The following is a 17,940-nucleotide window of genomic DNA, read 5'->3' on the forward strand; positions in this document are numbered from 1 at the left end:
AATATTAATTTATAAAAAGGTGGATTTAATCCGCCTTTTTTAGTATTTAAAACATACTAATAATGAAGAAAAAAATTATTCTAGCCCTACTATTCATTGGACCCTTAGGGTTTTTTATATTCCTATCTTTGGGTGATGTCAACTTTAAACCTTGTGAAATTTTCAACAAAAATATTGTGGAAATTGCAACTTTTAAAAAAGACACTACTTCTTTTGAAAATCATATCAATATCATTACTTTCTTAGGAAATAAACCAGAAGCAAAAGAGGTGCAGCTATTTAACATCAATCAGGTGGTTTTTAAGAAATTAAAAAAATACAAAAGGTTTCAAATGATCTCTGTTCACAGCGATTTAGACAGTCTCAAGATTAAAAGTATTCAAGAAAAACTAGCCAAAACAACTGATGATAAATTTTTCAAATGGAAATTCATCTATCTTGACTCTTTAGAAATCACAAAACTTTATCAATCTTTAAAAACACTCGCTCCACTAGATGACCGTTTGGCATCAAATCAAGCATTTATTATTGATAAAAATAGAAACCAACGTGGTAGAACAGACGATGATAAAATAGGAGAAGAGGTATTTGCTTACGACTTGTCCTCTATCAACGATCTAAAAAACAAATTATTGGTCGATACCGAAAATGTTTTCTATGAACAAGAAGTATCAACAACCTCGAGAAAAGAAAGGTTAGGTAAAAATGAAGAATAAATATTCATATATCGGATTCACAATTGTTGTACTGTTGTTTTCCATTTACGTGATTCGTAACTGGAATCATCATAAAAACACGAAAAGCACAAGTTTAAACTATCAAAAGATAAACTTACCAGATGCTAGTGGCTTGAGTTATTTGGTAATCAACAATAAAGCCCGAAAAATGCCTGATTTTACTTTTACAAATCAGAATAACCTTATCATCTCTAATATAGATTATGCAAATAAGGTATATGTTGTTGAATTCTTTTTTACCAGTTGCCCAACCATCTGCCCTGTGATGAATAGAAACATGTTAACCTTAGAAAAGGAGTTTGGTGTTCGGGATGACTTTGGAATTGCATCGTTTACTATCAACCCTAGCTACGATACACCAATGGTATTAAAGCAATATGCAGAGAACTACGGCGTAAGTAGTTTGAATTGGCATTTTCTTACCGGTAAACAAGAGTTGATTTATGAAATGGCAAATAAAGGACTAAATATATTTGCTGGAATAAACCCCGAAGTAGCTGGAGGATTTGAACATCAAGGTTTTTTTGCGCTGATCGATAAAAATGGCTACCTAAGATCAAGAGTAGATCCGTATGGAAATCCCAAAATATTTTATCAAGGTACTGCAAAGGAAGAAATTAAATTACTAAGCGAGGATATTAATCTATTATTAAACGAATAACATGGAAAACAAAAATTACAAAAAATTAATTACAATATTATCTATTGTAATTCCCGTTGCGGTTGCTATTCTATTTGGTGTGAAATTAGACATCACATTACCTGTATTCTTACCTCCTATCTATGCAACTATTAACGCAATAACAGCAGTTTTGTTGGTAGGAGCTGTCATCGCTATTAAAAACAAAAAAATCAGAATCCATGAAGTTCTTATCAAAACAGCAATGGTTTGTTCTGCCTTATTTTTAGTAATGTATGTCCTTTACCATATGACAAGTGACTCCACAGAGTTTAGAGGAACAGGAACCATTAGACTGGTTTATTTCTTCATCTTGGTTTCTCATATTATATTGTCTATCACAGTCATACCATTGGTATTGACTACTTTTGTCAGAGGAATCAATAGAGAGGTAGAAAGACATAAAAAAATAGCCAAAATCACCTTTCCAATATGGCTTTATGTAGCTGTTACAGGTGTTATTGTATATGTAATGATCAAACCATACTACTAAAATGAAGAAAGTACAATTCATATTATTTTTGATACTTTTCGCAAAACCAATCCTCAATTACAGCCAGTGCGCGATGTGTAAAGCAGTTGTAGAAAGTGGGGATAGTTCTTATGCAAAAGGATTGAATGATGGAATTGTAACATTAATGGTTATCCCTTATATATTAGTGGCCATTGTTGCTTATATCATTTATAAGTATTACATAAAAAACAAATAGTATGTCAGTCAAAGCAAAAAAACATTTAGGCCAACACTTTTTGACAGATGAAAGTATTGCAGAGCAAATAGCAAATATATTATCCGAGGAAACCTATGACAATGTGTTAGAAATTGGTCCAGGAATGGGGATGATGACTAAGTATCTATTGCAAAAAAAATACACCACACATGCTATTGAAATAGATGATGAATCAGTAGAATACTTACAGGCACACTATTTACATTTGGCTTCTAGAATACACAATAAAGATTTTTTAAAAATCAATCTACAAGATATTTTCAAGCAAGAACAGTTTGCCATTATCGGAAACTTTCCATACAATATTTCTAGCCAAATTGTCTTTAGAACTATAGAATATCGAGCATTTATACCTGAATTTGGAGGTATGTTTCAAATGGAAGTAGCAAAAAGAATATGCGCAGATCCAGGGAGTAAAACCTATGGAATCATTTCAGTATTGACCCAAGCTTATTTTGACACAACATATTTATTTACTGTCCCTCCAACTGTTTTTAATCCTCCCCCAAAGGTAGACTCTGGTGTTATGATCATGAAACGTAAGAAAAACTTACATCTTCCTGTTTCAGACAAACTATTCAAACGAATTGTCAAAACAGCTTTTGGACAACGCAGAAAAATGATGCGAAGTAGTCTTAAAAGTCTTAATATTTCTGATGAATTAAGAGCTCAAGAAATTTTTAACAAAAGACCTGAACAGCTATCTGTAAACGGATTTATTGAATTAACTACTTTAATTGAAAAAGATGGAATTTCAAATCAATAAAGAATTTATTAGCCATATAACTGAGCTCATCTCAGACAACAACCATGCAAAAATTATTGAAGTTTTTAAAGATGTCCATTATGCTGATTTAGCCGAATTATTTGAGGAAATTGAGGCTGAATTGGCAATTGCAATCATTAAAATTGTTAACACCGAAAAGACTGCTGATGCAATTGTTGAACTAAGTGAAGATATTCGAGAGGAAATCTTAAAGGGTATGTCAACAGAAGAAATTGCCAATGAGGTGAACGAATTAGAATCTGACGATGCTGCAGATATGATTTCTGAACTTTCTGACGAGCAAATGCATGAGGTAATATCTCAGATAGAAGACATCAAACATGCCAAAGATATTGTAGATCTCTTACGCTATGATGAGAATACAGCAGGAGGACTCATGGGAAAGGAGTTGATCAAAGTAAATGAGAAATGGACATGTATGCAAAGCATCAAGGAAATGCGTCTGCAAGCAGAAGAATTTGAAAAAGTTTACACTGTCTATGTGGTTGATGACGATGATGTTTTAAAAGGTAGGTTGTCTCTAAAAAGCTTACTAACAACCTCAACAAGAACTCCTGTAAGAGAGGTTTACAGTCCTTCTATAACTTCCGTAAAAGCAAACGAAGAGGCAGAACAAGTTGCTAGAATTATGCAGAAGTATGATTTGGTTGTAGTGGCGGTAGTTGATGAAATGGGTAGATTGGTTGGTCAAATCTCAGTGGATGATATTATTGACATCATCAAAGATGAAGCTGAGAAAGATTACCAACTGGCCTCAGGTCTGACTGATGATGTAGAAGCTGATGCCTCTATCATAGAATTAACAAGAGCTCGATTGCCCTGGTTAATTTTAGGATTGTTTGGTAGCTTGTGTGCAGCTGCCATTATGAGTAGTTTTGACAGTGATTTGTTAAGAAATTACTCTGAACTTTTCTTTTTTACGCCATTGATTGCGGCTATGGGAGGTAATGTAGGTGTTCAATCTTCAGGTATTATTGTACAGGGATTGGCTAATAACAACATCAAGGGAAGTCTATGGAATCGATTGTTTAAAGAAATAGGTTTGAGTCTTATCAATGGCGTTGTTTTGGGTTTTCTTGTCATCGGCTATGGAGTAGTTCAAAACTCTGATCTTTTATTGAGTATTACCATTGCATCCTCATTAATCCTTGTGATTATTATCGCTGCACTTATTGGTACTTTCGTGCCATTGATATTAGACAAAAGAGGTATTGATCCCGCCTTAGCCACAGGACCTTTTATCACAACAAGCAATGATATTTTGGGCATTTTCATCTATTTCACAATGGCTAAAATAATTTTACCGATTTAAAACTATGTCAACAGTATACGCCATTCTGGCTATGATCCTTTTTGGGTCTTGTGTGTTTTTCTACAAACAAGGAACTCCTTTTTTTTCTACAGGTCTGGGGGCCTCTGTATTTATCATGAGCCACATGATTATCTTAACTGTACTCGCATTGCTTGAAAAAACTAAATATGACTTAAAGAGCATCAAACACTTAGTTATTGGCGGTGTTTTAGGAGGTCTAGCACAAGTATGTTGGTTTTTAGCTTTGAAACATGGAAAATTAAGTACTGTTGTACCGATTAGAAATCTAGCCCTGCTCGTTACCATTGCGCTTGGAGTCATTTTCCTTGCAGAAAAACTAACCTTAATAAAAGTGATAGGAATTGTTTTAGGATTCATCGCTGTTGTCCTAGTTTCTATCTAAGCATTGTACATTATACACAACACACCTATAACAACTCCTACCAAAGGTATCATTTTCTGCTTTTTGTTTTTTTCTTTAAAAAGTATACCTCCAATTAAAACGGTAAAAATGATTTGACTTCGCTTGATTGCAGACATAAGCATAATTAACACTTCAGGATCCTGCAACCCTTTAAAGTAGAAATAATCGGCCAGTAGTATAAAAAGTCCAATAACCAATATTGACCAATGCCAAGTGAAACGTCCCATCTCTTTTTTCCTTGGTAGATAAACAAAATAGACCAATAGAGACATGATCAAGGTGACGTAAAAAAAGAACCACCACTGGACCGTTACGACATTGTATTGTTGGTATTGAAATAAAAACTTATCATACAAACCACTACACGCACCTAAAAAAGTAGCTGCAACAATTGCTGAAATGGCTTTGTTGTTTTTAAACACAATACCCTCTTTTTTACCAATCTTTGAATACGCCAACATCGATAAAACAATCAAACAAAAACCTAACCACTGTAGGGCCGTTGGACTTTCTCTATAAATCATGATGGCTCCTAAAAAAGTAAAAAAAGGACCCGCTGACCTAATGGGGGTAACAATAGTAATCGGTAAGTATTTTAAAGCGTAAAAAGCCAACACCCAAGAGCAAGACATAATCAAAGACTTGACCCCAATGTAGAAGTGATCTTCTAAGGCAATGCTTGGAATATAGAAGTCTAATTCTTTCATGTACGCTGGGCAAATAAAAGAGCCAATAAAAACGGGAGCCAATAGTAAAGCACTAATTCCATTGCTAACCAATAACACAGGAAAAACAGCATTCCCTTTAACACTTCTCTTTCTACAAAGCGCATTGATACTTAGAAAAAAAGCTGTGATTAACCCGTAATAAACCCACATAACAATAAATTAGGCGGCAAAAATACAATATGATCTTTGGTAAATAATGAATTTGAACAACAAATATTCATTTATTTACAAAACAAAATTTTCTCTATTGTGGATCACATAAAGATATGGTAACAATACCAAAACAAATACCGGGTAAATGATAAACCTCCTTAGGTAAAATAGAAATAAATGGCCTAGATCTATTTGAAAAAAGATCAAACCAAAAAAGACAGAAGACAACAAGACGAAGGCGAATACGTAAAATAGAAGTACAGTTCTGCTAAAGGAATCATTTCCAAAAGCTACCCTTAGGATGATCATCGAAAGGATTGTATTGATTGAATACCTTGAAAAGTAAGAAAAAAACAACTTTTTATTTTCAATGTTAGGAATAGGAAGATATAAATAATCATTTTGAAAATAGTCTTGGAGAGGATCGTAAAACAATTCCGCTTGTAATGCCCTCACCATAATCAGGCAGAAGAACAAAAACACAACCAACACAACCCTTAAGTTTCTTTTCATATCTTCTTAACTTTTAAAGCTCGATAAGCGATTTACCCAGAGCAACCACAAAAGAAAAACGTATCCATATAAAAGGGCAGGGAACAAAAAATCGTGAAGAAAAAATTCATACGAATTAAAATGGAACAACATGAAAGCTAACAAAGCTATTCTAAGAACATTTACCAGATATATAGAAACACAACCGATAAAACCAAACAAAGTGGTCCGTTTCCAACTCCCTTTGAATGCCATAAGAAAAGCAACAAAAAGAATCATAATACTTATCCCATTACACCCCTCGACAACTCTTGCTACGTAGGTATCATTTATGTAAAGCCTCAAAGACAACTCTGAAGGATGTTGATCCACATAAACATTTGTTCCAAAAGATTTTAACAAATAATCAGTACTTTTTGCCACCTGCCGTGTAATCAAATCTGTCTCAAAAAAAGGAACCTTAGTTTCTGCAGAGAGAAGCCATAATGAATACCCTAAAAACATAAAAAAATAGGTAGCAAAAAATCGCATAAGAAATCCCCATATTTTTTTATTTCGCATTGCCAATCACTTTTCAAAATCAAATTTAAAATTTAAAAAAAAGAATACCTAAAAAATAAATAAAAGTTTAGGAATTAAACAGGTCAATAGTTTAGCTTTTGAGTGACTTTTAGTAGTTTTGTGTTTTTAATCGAAATTCATAAAAATGAGTACTACTAAACAAGCTAAATCAGCTTTGATTTCAGTTTTCCACAAAGATGGTTTAGAACCTATTGTTAGAAAATTTAACGAATTAGGAATAACTATTTACACGACTGGTGGAACTGAAAAATTCATTAGAGATTTAGGTATCGATTGTGTAGCTGTTGAAGATATCACTTCCTATCCTTCAATTTTAGGGGGACGAGTTAAAACTTTACATCCAAAAGTATTTGGAGGTATTTTAAGTCGTAGAGACAACGAAAATGACAAAGCCCAATTGGCAGAATTTGAGATTCCTGAAATGGATATTGTTATTGTTGATCTTTACCCTTTTGAAAAAACAGTTGCAAGTGGTGCCCCAGAACAAGATATTATTGAAAAAATAGATATTGGTGGTATTTCACTCATCAGAGCTGCTGCTAAAAATTTTAAAGATGTCATCTGTGTGTCTTCTATGGAACAATACGACGAATTTTTAAGCATCATATCAGACCATAATGGAACAACCTCAATTCAAGACCGCAAACGTTTTTCTGCCAAAGCCTTTGCTGTTTCAAGCCATTATGATGCAGCAATATACAACTACATGAATGAAGCAGAAACCAACTTCCGTCAATCTTTTGACAAAGTAACTCCCTTACGCTATGGAGAAAACCCTCATCAAAAAGGGGCATTCTATGGTGATTTGGAAGCTATGTTTGACAAATTACACGGAAAAGAGTTGTCTTTCAACAACTTGTTAGATGTAGATGCAGCAGTGAACTTAATCAATGAATTCAAAGGAGAGGATCCTACATTTGCCATCCTAAAACATAATAACGCATGTGGTTTTGCTCAAAGAAAAACATTAGCCCAAGCCTATGTTGACGCGCTTGCTGGTGATCCTACATCTGCTTTTGGGGGAGTTCTTATTGCCAACAAAACTATTGATGTCGAAACTGCAACAGAAATCCACAAATTGTTCTGCGAAGTAGTCATTGCTCCTGCTTATGACCAGGAGGCTTTAGAAATTTTAAAAGGTAAGAAAAATAGAGTTCTACTGATTTTGAAAGATGTAGAGTTGCCAAAAGTATCTTACCGTACCGCGTTGAACGGCGTTTTGTTTCAAGATGCTAACTTGATTACAGACCAAAGAGAAGATTTGAAAAATGTAACAGAGAAAATCGTAACGGATAGTCAAATTGATGACCTTTTGTTCGCTTCAAAAATTTGTAAACACACAAAATCAAACACCATCATTTTGGTCAAAGACAAAACGTTGTGTGCAGGAGGTACAGGTCAAACTTCTCGAGTAGATGCCTTAGAACAAGCGATAGCTAAAGCCAATCACTTTAAGTTCGACTTAGAAGGAGCAGTAATGGCTAGTGATGCTTTCTTTCCATTTCCTGATTGCGTAGAAATTGCTCACCAAGCAGGTATTGAAGCTGTAATTCAACCAGGTGGATCTATTAAAGACCAGCTATCCATTGATTACTGTAACAAGAACGGAATAGGAATGGTAATGACAGGAACTCGTCATTTTAAACATTAATTTGATTACATTTGTTTATGACATTCTGTAAAAGATAAACAACACAAACTGAAATATGGATTTTTTTGACTTTTGGACCGAGGACATTGCAATAGATTTAGGAACAGCCAATACACTGATCATACACGATGGTAAAGTAGTCATTGACTCTCCCTCTATTGTGGCCAGAGACAGATCGTCAGGAAAAATTATCGCTACGGGTAAAAATGCTCGTTTGATGCAAGGAAAGACACATGAAAACATCAAGACCATTCGTCCACTAAAAGATGGAGTGATCGCAGATTTTCAAGCATCTGAAGAGATGATCAAAGAGTTTATCAAAAGCATTCCATCAATCAGAAAAAGAATTTTCTCTCCATCACTTCGAATGGTTATTTGTATTCCTTCTGGAATCACAGAAGTAGAAAAAAGAGCCGTGAGAGATTCTGCAATCCATATGAATGCGAAAGAAATATACCTAATCTTCGAACCAATGGCTGCTGCCATTGGTGTAGGTATAGATATTATGGAACCTAGAGGAAACATGATCATCGATATCGGTGGGGGAACCACTGAAATCGCTGTTATTGCTCTAGCTGGTATTGTTTGCGACAAATCTGTAAAAGTTGCGGGAGATTTGTTTACCAATGACATCATGTACTATATGCGTACCCAACACAATTTATATGTTGGAGAAACTACTGGTGAAAAGATTAAAATTCAAATTGGAGCTGCTACTGAAGATCTTGAAACACCTCCAGAAGACATGCTGGTACAAGGTCGTGATTTACTTAGCGGTAAACCCAAACAAGTACAAGTATCCTACAGGGAAATCGCCAAGGCTCTAGACAAGTCTATTCTAAGAATAGAAGATGCTGTTATGGAGTGTCTGTCATCCACACCTCCAGAGTTGGCTGCTGATATATACAATACTGGAATTTATTTAGCTGGAGGAGGATCTATGCTAAGAGGATTGGATAAGCGACTGTCTAGAAAAACGGATTTACCGGTTTATATTGCAGAAGATCCATTAAGATCGGTTGTAAGAGGTACGGGAGTAGCTTTAAAAGAATTAGACAAATATAAATCCGTATTATTAAGTTAAAGACATGCAATTCATTTTATATTTAATTCAAAAAAACAGGAACTTCCTATTGTTTTTTGTTTTAGAATTTATTGCTCTATTTTTAACGATCCAATTTCATTCCTACCAAAGAAGTAAGTTTATCAATTCTGCCAACCAGATAACTGGTGGTGTATACAACAGTATTACTTCTTTTAGAGAATATTTACAATTAAAAAAAGAAAATGAGTTATTGGCAAAGGAAAACACAAAACTCCTTAACTATTTTTTAGCCAATCAACAAAAACAAATTGTTTTTTTAGATAGTGTTAACAGAGAACACCATCAGAAATTCAAGTACATACCCGCAAAAATCATCAATAATGATTTTCACAAACTCAATAACTATATCACTATAGATAAGGGCTTAGGAGATCATGTAGATATTGACATGGCTGTTGTTAACACAAAAGGAATCATTGGCATTACTTCTAACGTGTCAAAAAATTATACTTCTGCTATATCTGTGTTAAACTCAAACTTCAAAGTAAACGCGAAATTAAAAAACGCAGATTATTTTGGGACCCTCACATGGAATGGTAAATCGACCACTAAAGCTCAATTGAAAGACATTCCAAGACAAGCAGTGCTAAGCATAGGAGACACAATTATAACAGGTGGTCGATCTAGTATTTTTCCTGCTGGAATACCAATAGGTAGCATCTCAGACATTACTTATAGAGAGGATAGAGTAAAAGAAATCAATATAGAATTGTTCAATGATATCAAAAATGTTACAAACGTTTCTATCATTAAGAACTTTCATAAAATTGAAATTGACAACCTAGAAAAAATGAGAGATGAATAGTGATCTAATCAAAATAGCTGGTCGTTTTTTATTGTTGATTCCGCTCCAGGTTCTCATCGCTAACCACATGCGTATTTTTGGATACATAAACCCTCAGGTATATCTACTTTTTATATTGTGGTATCCTCTTAAAAAGAACATTACAGATCTATTGGTTACAGCGTTCTTTTTTGGAATGCTACTAGACACTTTTAGTAATTCTGGAGGTGTAAATACAGCAGCACTTTTACTGATCTGCTATATTAGACTACCCATTATTAAATTTGTTTTCAACGACAAGGACCTTGACTTAAAACTATTTAAATACCAAAACTACAGTACTCTACAAAAAATAATTTTAATTTTTAGTCTCGCTTTTGTCCATCAATTTGCCATTTATTTACTAGAATACTTTAGTTTTAATTCCCTAGGAACGATCCTGTATAAAACTTTGAACAATAGTTTATTTACTACATTTGTGATCGTGATCTTTCTATCGATGTTCACCGTAAACAAAAAGAAATGAAAAAAAGAAACGTGCTACTCCCTTTGTTAGTTATCTTGACAGGGGTCACTTTTGTGGCGAGGCTTTTTTTCTTACAGGTTATCTCTAGTGACAACGATAAAATAACGCTCAACAACTCAGCCATCAAACGCATCTACACCTATCCTGAGCGAGGATTTGTTTACGATAGAAACGAAAAATTATTGATAGCAAATGAACAAACGTATGATGTCAAAGTCATTCCAAATGAAGTCAAACCTTTTGACACCCTTGAATTTTGTAGTCTATTAAAAATTGACAAAAAACACCTAATACGCCAACTCTCAAGAGCAAGAAATTATGCTCCATGGCTACCTTCAGTACTTCTAAGTCAACTTTCTAAAAAGGACTATGCCTACTTGCAAGAAAAAATACACAAATACAAAGGTTTTTTCATTCAAACAAAGTCGTTGAGAAATTATCCTTATCCTCATGCTGCAAATGTCTTAGGATACATCAATGAAGTTAACGAATACCTCGCCCAAAAAAACCCTTATTACGAACAAGGAGAGCTCGTGGGCGTGCAAGGGATCGAAAAAGAATATGAAGACATTCTCAGAGGAACCAAAGGAGTTTCGTATAAGCTACGAAATAGACTAAACAAAATCACTGGTGCCTACAAAGAAGGTTTGTATGACACCCTTCCTAAACCAGGTAACGATTTATCACTTACAATTGATATCGATTTACAAGCCTATGGAGAATTGTTGATGAGCAACAAAAGAGGAGGTATAGTTGCCATCGAACCCAGTAGCGGTGAAATTCTTGCGCTAGTGACAGCTCCAAATTACGACCCAAACTTGATGGTCGGTAGAAAAAAATCGAAAAACTCTGTAATTCTTTTTAATGATAGCATAAACAAACCCATGTTTGATCGAAGTCTACAAGCTGTCTATGCCCCTGGATCTCCATTTAAACTTTTGCAAGGACTAATTGGATTACAAGAAAAAGTAATCAACCCAAGAACTCGTTTTTACTGCCATCACGGATTTAAATATGGAAATAAAAAAAACAATTTTATGGGCTGTCACTGTGGAATTACAGACCGTGCAATTGATCTTAGGCTAGGCATCTCTAAATCTTGTAACAGCTATTTTTCTAACGTCTACAAACTACTACTCGAAAAATACGACTCTTCGCAAGAAAGCTTAACCCATTGGAGAAGTCATTTGCTAAGTTTTGGATTGGGTAACTATTTAGGGTATGACCTACCCATTGGACAAAAAGGAAACATCCCATCTTCTGACTATTATGACAGGATTTACCCAAGAAAAACTTGGAGATACTCCACAATCATATCCAATGCTATTGGACAAGGTGAAATCTTAACAACTCCCATTCAATTGGCCAACATAACCGCTGCTATTGCCAATAGAGGGTATTATTACACTCCACATGTGCTAAAAAAAATAAATGGCAAACCCATTGAAAATAAAAAATACACCACAAAAAAACAGACTACTATTGATGCTAAAAACTTCAAACCTGTAATTGATGGAATGCATGATGTTTATCAAACGGGGACCGCAAAACACGTGAAAATAAAAGACATCGAAATTTGTGGTAAAACAGGAACAACACAGGTATATATTCGTAAAAACGGAATCAAATATGAATTGGCAGATCATTCTATATTTGTAGCTTTTGCCCCTAGAGAAAATCCAAAAATTGCATTGGCTATCTATGTAGAAAACGGTGGGTTTGGCTCTACTATAGCAGCACCGATTGCCAGTTTAATGATTTCTAAATACCTAAAAGGACACGCCAATTCACTAGAATGGTGGGAAGATAAAATAATCAACACTTCCTTAGCAGCAGAATATAAAAAACAACTAGCAATTCAAACCATTGAGAACTCAAAGAATTAACTTACTACAGCATATAGATTGGCTTTTGGTCTGTATATACTTAATATTCATTTGTTTTGGATGGATGAATATATATGCAGCTTCCAGTTCTGAAAATCATCACGAGTTTTTCGATTTTAGTACGCGATATGGAAAGCAAATCATTTGGATCGGCTTCTCCTTTCTCATGGCAATTTTCCTGATGTTTATCGACAGTAGTTTTTACGAAAAAATGGCTCCCTATCTATATCTATTTTGCATGCTTTTGCTTGTTGGACTTTTCGCTTTTGGAAAAAACATTAACGGAGCAACCTCCTGGTATGCGATAGGTAATTTTAGCATTCAACCTACAGAATTTGCCAAAACAGGGACAATACTAGCCTTAGCAAAAATTTTAGACAACAGACAATTCAGTTTCAAACCCTTTAAGAATAAAGCAATCGTATTCATCATCATTACCATTCCTGCTGTACTAATTACGCTACAGCCCGATCCTGGTTCTGCACTGGTCTACATATCTTTCATCTTATTGTTTTACAGAGAGGGATTACACTCTAACATACTCATCATTGGGGTTTTAGCTATTGTTCTATTTCTAACTACCCTCGTCTTTGGTTATATATATGTCATTATTGGCGCTTGTGTCCTTAGTGCTCTAACCCTTATCTACCTAGCATATGCAAACAGGAGATTGCTTGGATTTGTATGGGCTAAAATTATTGGTATTTTAATCGTTATTAGCACCTATATTGCTAGTGTTCATTATATTTTCACCTATGTGTTTCAACAAAGACATAAAGACCGTTTTAATATTCTACTAGGGTTGAGTGATGACACCAACGATATTGGTTACAACACCTCACAATCTATCAAAACCATTTCATCAGGGGGTTTTTGGGGAAAAGGTTATTTACAAGGAGAGCGAACAGAGGGTAAATTTGTTCCTGAGCAAGACACGGATTATATTTTTAGTACCATTGGAGAAGAATGGGGATTTTGGGGCACAACAATAGTCATCGTACTGTTTGTTAGTTTTATCCTTAGAATTATTCATTTGGCAGAACAACAAAAATCAAAATTCAGCAGGATTTACGGCTATGGTGTGGCTTGTATTTTCTTTTTCCATGTATTGATTAATATTGCGATGGTCATAGGGTTGTTTCCAACCATAGGAATTCCTCTCCCGTTCTTTAGTTATGGAGGTTCTTCGCTATGGGGTTTCACCTTATTGCTCTTCATCTTTATCAAACTTGATGCTACTAAAAAATACGAGCTTTAATAAATACTGCTTATGTCTAAAGATATCTGTATTTTTACAGCACTGAAAAAAAACATAAAATTAATCAGATGACAATTAAAGAGTTGGTTAGAGAAATAAAAAAGAAACAATCTTTTTTATGTATTGGTTTGGATGTGGATTTGGATAAAATCCCAAAGCATTTGTTAGCTACAGAAGATCCTATCTTTGAATTTAACAAACAAATCATAGAGGCCACTCATCATCTGACTGTTGCCTATAAACCTAACACCGCTTTTTATGAAGCTTATGGGATAAAAGGATGGCAAGCCTTGGATAAAACCATCAATTATATCAATCATCATTATCCTGAAATTTTTACCATTGCCGATGCCAAACGTGGAGATATTGGAAACACCTCTACGAGGTATGCAAAAGCTTTTTTTGAAGATCTAAATTTTGATTCTGTAACTGTTGCTCCTTACATGGGAAGTGATTCTGTTGAGCCATTCTTAGCTTTTAAAGACAAATACACTATCATGTTGGCGTTAACTTCTAACAAAGGAGGACTAGACTTTCAAGGTAAAAACTTAGACAACAATGAACCTCTGTACAAAGAAGTCATCAAAACCTCTTTGTCCTGGAAGGGTTCTGAAAACTTAATGTTTGTTGTGGGAGCTACCAAAGCAGAGCATTTCAAAGGAATTAGAGACATCGCACCAAATAACTTTTTATTGGTTCCTGGTGTCGGTGCCCAAGGGGGAAGTTTGGAAGGGGTCTGTAAACATGGGCTCAACAAAAAAAATATTGGACTTCTAGTCAATTCTTCTAGGGGAATTATTTATGCTAGCCATGGGGAAGACTTTGCTAATGTTGCCCAAAAAGAAGCCCAAAACCTACAAGATCAAATGGCTAAAATCCTAACGAATCACAAAATCATATAATGACTTTTTTTGATGACCTAGGCAACGAAATTACGTTTGAGAAAACCCCTAGAAAAATTATTTCTTTAGTACCTGAGATGACCGAAACACTCTATGATTTAAATCTAGAAGACAATATTATTGGAATCACTAGTCTTTGTACAAACCCTATACACTTTAAACACACCAAACCCATTCTCGGAGATGCTAAGGAACTCAATATAGACAAGATAAAGGAACTCAAACCAGATCTTGTTTTTTGCTATAAAGACCAAAACAGTAGAGAAAACATAAAAAAACTACAAGAGTTCACTCAAGTATACACGATTGTAATCACAAGTATTGAGGATACGATCCGTTTGATCGAAAAAATAGGATTGATGCTTAATCGTAGGGTTGACGCGCAACTGATCAATCACAAGATCAAATTAAAGCTTAACGAATTTAAATTGTACATCAAAGAGTTCGAAGTTAAAAAGGCTGCCTGTATGGTCTGGTACAATCCATGGATGGCTGTAGGAAATGATCCCTTAATCAACTCCCTAATGGACTTAAACAAATATGAAAATATTTATCAGAACAAACCTGAAAGTCACCCCATTATTCAAGCCAAAAAAATCAGACTTGAGGGAGATCCTGATGTTGTGTTTTTTGTCTCCAAACCCTTTATGTTCAAAGACAAGCATATTTTTGAAATGGGAAGATACACACACCACGCAAGTGCTGTTTACATAGATGCCGGAATGTTTAATAGCTTTGGATCTAAACTTCTGAAAACTTTCGATGCCTTTAGATCATTGAGAGAACGGATAACCATCAGCACCTTTAAGTAGAAGAATCACAAAAGAGGGACAACAAACAAAATTTAAAATAAAAAGCCACTGATCATATTTTACCATAGGTGTTTATTTCTTGCTCAGGAGACCAAAAATCTTAACCGCTTCTACGGCCTGCTTTACATCATGTGCCCTCAGAATTTGAGTACCTTTTTGCAGCGCAATCGTATGGGCAACTGTGGTTGCATTTAATGCCTCTTGTGGATTTACTCCCAAGGGTTTATACAACATAGACTTTCTTGAAATCCCCGTCAAAACAGGTAGTCCCATTTCCTGAAAATAATCTAAATTCTGTAGCAATTCATAATTATGTGCTATGGTCTTCCCAAAACCAAAACCTACATCTAAAACAATGTCATGAACATGTAAACGTTGTAATCTTTCCGCTTTTTTTGACAATTCGAAAAACACCTCTGTCACTACGTTTTTATACGTTGGTGTTTGTTGCATGGTCTGGGGTGTCCCCTGCATATGCATCATAATGTAAGGCACTTGCAAACTTGCCACTGTAGCAAACATATTTGGATCTAAATCTCCACCAGAAATATCATTGATGATAGCTGCTCCAGCTTCGATACATTTTTCAGCCACTTGACTTCTAAATGTATCCACTGAAATCAATAGATTTGAAAAATTTGCGACCAAAAGTTTGATGACAGGAACGATTCGCCTTAATTCTTCTTCTTCTGACACATCTTCTGCTCCAGGTTTTGAAGAATAGGCTCCTACATCAATAAACGTTGCCCCTTCTTTTAGCATCTTATCTACCTGTAACAAAATAGCTTGCTCATCTTTGTATTTACCTCCATCGTAAAAAGAATCTGGTGTGATATTTAAAATCCCCATTACTTTTGGTGTGGCCAAATCAATAAGGGTTCCTTTGCAGCGCATTGTTGGGTTGATTTTCAAAATACTTTTAGGTTTAGGGATACGTTTGGTAATTCTTTATTAAATTCGTTTTCAATATCGAAAATACTCAAAAAAAATCTACAATGTCTAATACTCATAAAGAATACGATAAAATAATTGAAACTTGCCAACATCTATTCACTAAAAAAATGAGTGATTATGGTAGTGCCTGGAGGATTTTAAGATTGCCAAGCTTAACTGACCAGATTTTTATCAAAGCCCAACGCATCAGACAACTTCAAGAAAACGACGTCAGAAAAGTAGATGAAGGAGAGGTTTCTGAATTTATTGGCATCATCAATTACTGTGTGATGTCCTTAATTCAAATTGAAAAAGGAATTGCTACTCAACCAGATCTTGACACAAAAGCTGCAGTGGTTTTATATGAGAAACATATTAAAATAACCAAAATGTTAATGCTCGATAAAAATCATGACTATGGAGAAGCTTGGAGAGATATGCGCGTGAGTTCCCTAACCGATTTGATTCTACAAAAATTATTGAGAGTAAAACAAATTGAAAACAACAACGGAAAAACATTAGTATCAGAAGGTATTGACGCCAATTATCAAGACATGATCAACTATGCTGTTTTTGCTCTGATTCACTTGACTCTATCTTGATCATGCATACTATCATCCTTCAATTTTTCAGAGGAATTACAGGTATTTTGTTTGTGTTTTCTGGTTTTGTAAAATTAGTAGATCCACAAGGTTCTGCTTATAAATTTGAAGAGTATTTTGGTGGAGACGTCTTAAATTTAGAAGGCTTAATCCCCTTCGCACTGCCCTTTTCTATTGTTTTGATCCTCACAGAGTTGATCCTGGGGATTGCCCTACTCTTAGGCTACAGAACCAAAACCACCCTATGGTGTTTATTTGGAATCACAACTCTATTTTTATGCCTTACAGGTTATTCTGCAATTTTTGACAAAGTTACAGATTGTGGATGCTTTGGTGATGCAATCAAACTCACTGCATGGGAAACCTTTTATAAGAATATTATTTTTTTAATGCTTATTGTCTGGATGATGATTAAGCATGATCAAATCAAGCCTTTGTTCTCAAAAAATATAACACAGCCGATCTTGATGGCATCTGTTTTTTCTTCCCTCTATGTGATCTATCATGTGCTGACCTATTTGCCTTTAATCGATTTTAGACCCTACGCGATAGGAAAAAACATTAGAGCAGGCATGGTATACCAAGAAGATGGGGAAATTCCGCCTGTTCATGACTTTTACCTAGAATCGGAAACCGATGATTTGACAGATGTCATTTTAGATGCCCCAAAAGCAATCCTGATGGTTGCCAACCACCTAGAACATGTAGATGGCGAAGCCTGGAAAGAGCTTATAAAGCTCTCAAATAAAGCAACTGACAAAGGATATCTTGTCTATTTGCTATCTAGTAGTAGTACTGCGTTGGTTTCTAAAACCAAAGAAGAAAATACGCTGCCGTTTGATGTTTTATTTTGTGA

At 34.9% G+C, this 17,940-nt stretch carries 20 protein-coding genes; 17 read left to right on the forward strand and 3 right to left on the reverse strand.

The annotated features are described in order from the left end of the window. The first annotated feature begins 62 nt into the window (after positions 1 to 62). Genes ABF281_RS04375 through ABF281_RS04405 form a run of 7 tightly spaced genes read left to right on the forward strand, consistent with a single transcriptional unit; the run spans position 63 to position 4,649 of the window. Positions 63 to 716: a hypothetical protein gene (locus tag ABF281_RS04375; RefSeq protein ID WP_347180476.1), complete on the forward strand. Its 654-nt coding sequence runs from the start codon at positions 63 to 65 to the stop codon at positions 714 to 716. Then, positions 706 to 1,398 (forward strand): SCO family protein, encoded by a 693-nt coding sequence (locus ABF281_RS04380; protein WP_347180477.1) that lies wholly within the window; start codon positions 706 to 708, stop codon positions 1,396 to 1,398. Before ABF281_RS04375 ends, ABF281_RS04380 begins: the two co-directional genes overlap by 11 nt. Position 1,399: 1 nt before the next feature. After that, on the forward strand, positions 1,400 to 1,909 hold the full coding sequence (locus tag ABF281_RS04385) for a DUF420 domain-containing protein (RefSeq protein ID WP_347180478.1): 510 nt from the start codon (positions 1,400 to 1,402) through the stop codon (positions 1,907 to 1,909). A 1-nt stretch (position 1,910) separates the two neighbouring features. Further along, positions 1,911 to 2,126: a hypothetical protein gene (locus ABF281_RS04390; protein WP_347180479.1), complete on the forward strand. Its 216-nt coding sequence runs from the start codon at positions 1,911 to 1,913 to the stop codon at positions 2,124 to 2,126. A 1-nt stretch (position 2,127) separates the two neighbouring features. Beyond that, a complete protein-coding gene (gene rsmA, locus ABF281_RS04395; protein ID WP_347180480.1) occupies positions 2,128 to 2,913 on the forward strand; it encodes a 16S rRNA (adenine(1518)-N(6)/adenine(1519)-N(6))-dimethyltransferase RsmA in 786 nt (261 codons plus the stop codon). Continuing rightward, positions 2,894 to 4,246, forward strand: coding sequence for a magnesium transporter (gene mgtE / locus ABF281_RS04400; protein WP_347180481.1), 1,353 nt, complete (start codon positions 2,894 to 2,896; stop codon positions 4,244 to 4,246). Before rsmA ends, mgtE begins: the two co-directional genes overlap by 20 nt. A 4-nt stretch (positions 4,247 to 4,250) precedes the next feature. Next, positions 4,251 to 4,649: an EamA family transporter gene (locus tag ABF281_RS04405; RefSeq protein WP_347180482.1), complete on the forward strand. Its 399-nt coding sequence runs from the start codon at positions 4,251 to 4,253 to the stop codon at positions 4,647 to 4,649. Here ABF281_RS04405 and ABF281_RS04410 read toward each other — a convergent pair. Both ABF281_RS04410 and xrtF read right to left on the reverse strand, forming a co-directional pair. Then, positions 4,646 to 5,548 carry an EamA family transporter gene (locus ABF281_RS04410; RefSeq protein WP_347180483.1) on the reverse strand — a complete coding sequence of 301 codons (903 nt, stop codon included), beginning with the start codon at positions 5,546 to 5,548 and terminating at the stop codon, positions 4,646 to 4,648. The genes ABF281_RS04405 and ABF281_RS04410 overlap by 4 nt on opposite strands. 522 nt (positions 5,549 to 6,070) lie before the next feature. Further along, on the reverse strand, positions 6,071 to 6,604 hold the full coding sequence (gene xrtF, locus ABF281_RS04415; RefSeq protein WP_347180484.1) for an exosortase family protein XrtF: 534 nt from the start codon (positions 6,602 to 6,604) through the stop codon (positions 6,071 to 6,073). A gap of 145 nt (positions 6,605 to 6,749) precedes the next feature. Between xrtF and purH the strand changes: the two genes are divergently transcribed. The 8 genes from purH to ABF281_RS04455 all read left to right on the forward strand — a co-directional run bounded on the left by purH (position 6,750) and on the right by ABF281_RS04455 (position 15,549). After that, positions 6,750 to 8,276 (forward strand): bifunctional phosphoribosylaminoimidazolecarboxamide formyltransferase/IMP cyclohydrolase, encoded by a 1,527-nt coding sequence (gene purH / locus ABF281_RS04420; RefSeq protein ID WP_347180485.1) that lies wholly within the window; start codon positions 6,750 to 6,752, stop codon positions 8,274 to 8,276. A 55-nt stretch (positions 8,277 to 8,331) separates the two neighbouring features. Further along, positions 8,332 to 9,360, forward strand: a complete 1,029-nt coding sequence (locus tag ABF281_RS04425) for a rod shape-determining protein (protein ID WP_347180486.1) — start codon at positions 8,332 to 8,334, stop codon at positions 9,358 to 9,360. A 4-nt stretch (positions 9,361 to 9,364) separates the two neighbouring features. Further along, positions 9,365 to 10,186 (forward strand): rod shape-determining protein MreC, encoded by an 822-nt coding sequence (mreC, locus tag ABF281_RS04430; protein WP_347180487.1) that lies wholly within the window; start codon positions 9,365 to 9,367, stop codon positions 10,184 to 10,186. Then, a complete protein-coding gene (gene mreD, locus ABF281_RS04435) occupies positions 10,179 to 10,691 on the forward strand; it encodes a rod shape-determining protein MreD (protein ID WP_347180488.1) in 513 nt (170 codons plus the stop codon). Before mreC ends, mreD begins: the two co-directional genes overlap by 8 nt. After that, positions 10,688 to 12,577: a penicillin-binding protein 2 gene (mrdA, locus tag ABF281_RS04440; RefSeq protein WP_347180489.1), complete on the forward strand. Its 1,890-nt coding sequence runs from the start codon at positions 10,688 to 10,690 to the stop codon at positions 12,575 to 12,577. The genes mreD and mrdA overlap by 4 nt, the downstream gene beginning before the upstream one ends. Next, the gene (gene rodA, locus ABF281_RS04445; protein ID WP_347180490.1) at positions 12,558 to 13,835 is read left to right on the forward strand and encodes a rod shape-determining protein RodA; all 1,278 of its coding nucleotides are present in this window, start codon (positions 12,558 to 12,560) and stop codon (positions 13,833 to 13,835) included. The genes mrdA and rodA overlap by 20 nt, the downstream gene beginning before the upstream one ends. A 68-nt stretch (positions 13,836 to 13,903) precedes the next feature. Further along, on the forward strand, positions 13,904 to 14,737 hold the full coding sequence (gene pyrF, locus ABF281_RS04450) for an orotidine-5'-phosphate decarboxylase (protein WP_347180491.1): 834 nt from the start codon (positions 13,904 to 13,906) through the stop codon (positions 14,735 to 14,737). Further along, positions 14,737 to 15,549 (forward strand): helical backbone metal receptor, encoded by an 813-nt coding sequence (locus ABF281_RS04455; RefSeq protein ID WP_347180492.1) that lies wholly within the window; start codon positions 14,737 to 14,739, stop codon positions 15,547 to 15,549. Before pyrF ends, ABF281_RS04455 begins: the two co-directional genes overlap by 1 nt. Positions 15,550 to 15,621: 72 nt before the next feature. On the opposite strand, the gene folP is transcribed toward ABF281_RS04455, so the two are convergent. Further along, entirely contained in the window at positions 15,622 to 16,443 is an 822-nt protein-coding gene (gene folP / locus ABF281_RS04460) for a dihydropteroate synthase (RefSeq protein WP_347180493.1), read from the reverse strand. 101 nt (positions 16,444 to 16,544) lie between these two features. Here folP and ABF281_RS04465 point away from each other — a divergent pair, with 101 nt between their 5' ends. Then, entirely contained in the window at positions 16,545 to 17,084 is a 540-nt protein-coding gene (locus tag ABF281_RS04465) for a DUF1599 domain-containing protein (protein ID WP_347180494.1), read from the forward strand. Positions 17,085 to 17,086: 2 nt separating this feature from the next. Beyond that, positions 17,087 to 17,940 (forward strand): MauE/DoxX family redox-associated membrane protein (locus tag ABF281_RS04470; protein WP_347180495.1); only part of this gene is annotated, 854 nt, incomplete at its 3' end.

This window comes from Wenyingzhuangia sp. (genome assembly GCF_039768515.1).
In the GTDB taxonomy this organism is placed as follows: domain Bacteria; phylum Bacteroidota; class Bacteroidia; order Flavobacteriales; family Flavobacteriaceae; genus Wenyingzhuangia.

Bases quoted from the DNA above. Each gene is read 5' to 3' on its own strand.
- xrtF (WP_347180484.1), bottom strand. From the start codon at position 6,604: ATGCGAAATAAAAAAATATGGGGATTTCTTATGCGATTTTTTGCTACC.
- ABF281_RS04410 (WP_347180483.1), bottom strand. From the start codon at position 5,548: ATGTGGGTTTATTACGGGTTAATCACAGCTTTTTTTCTAAGTATCAAT.
- ABF281_RS04405 (WP_347180482.1), top strand. From the start codon at position 4,251: ATGTCAACAGTATACGCCATTCTGGCTATGATCCTTTTTGGGTCTTGT.
- purH (WP_347180485.1), top strand. From the start codon at position 6,750: ATGAGTACTACTAAACAAGCTAAATCAGCTTTGATTTCAGTTTTCCAC.
- mrdA (WP_347180489.1), top strand. From the start codon at position 10,688: ATGAAAAAAAGAAACGTGCTACTCCCTTTGTTAGTTATCTTGACAGGG.
- ABF281_RS04375 (WP_347180476.1), top strand. From the start codon at position 63: ATGAAGAAAAAAATTATTCTAGCCCTACTATTCATTGGACCCTTAGGG.
- ABF281_RS04455 (WP_347180492.1), top strand. From the start codon at position 14,737: ATGACTTTTTTTGATGACCTAGGCAACGAAATTACGTTTGAGAAAACC.
- rsmA (WP_347180480.1), top strand. From the start codon at position 2,128: ATGTCAGTCAAAGCAAAAAAACATTTAGGCCAACACTTTTTGACAGAT.
- pyrF (WP_347180491.1), top strand. From the start codon at position 13,904: ATGACAATTAAAGAGTTGGTTAGAGAAATAAAAAAGAAACAATCTTTT.
- mreD (WP_347180488.1), top strand. From the start codon at position 10,179: ATGAATAGTGATCTAATCAAAATAGCTGGTCGTTTTTTATTGTTGATT.
- ABF281_RS04465 (WP_347180494.1), top strand. From the start codon at position 16,545: ATGTCTAATACTCATAAAGAATACGATAAAATAATTGAAACTTGCCAA.
- mgtE (WP_347180481.1), top strand. From the start codon at position 2,894: ATGGAATTTCAAATCAATAAAGAATTTATTAGCCATATAACTGAGCTC.
- ABF281_RS04425 (WP_347180486.1), top strand. From the start codon at position 8,332: ATGGATTTTTTTGACTTTTGGACCGAGGACATTGCAATAGATTTAGGA.
- folP (WP_347180493.1), bottom strand. From the start codon at position 16,443: ATGCGCTGCAAAGGAACCCTTATTGATTTGGCCACACCAAAAGTAATG.
- mreC (WP_347180487.1), top strand. From the start codon at position 9,365: ATGCAATTCATTTTATATTTAATTCAAAAAAACAGGAACTTCCTATTG.
- ABF281_RS04385 (WP_347180478.1), top strand. From the start codon at position 1,400: ATGGAAAACAAAAATTACAAAAAATTAATTACAATATTATCTATTGTA.
- ABF281_RS04380 (WP_347180477.1), top strand. From the start codon at position 706: ATGAAGAATAAATATTCATATATCGGATTCACAATTGTTGTACTGTTG.
- ABF281_RS04390 (WP_347180479.1), top strand. From the start codon at position 1,911: ATGAAGAAAGTACAATTCATATTATTTTTGATACTTTTCGCAAAACCA.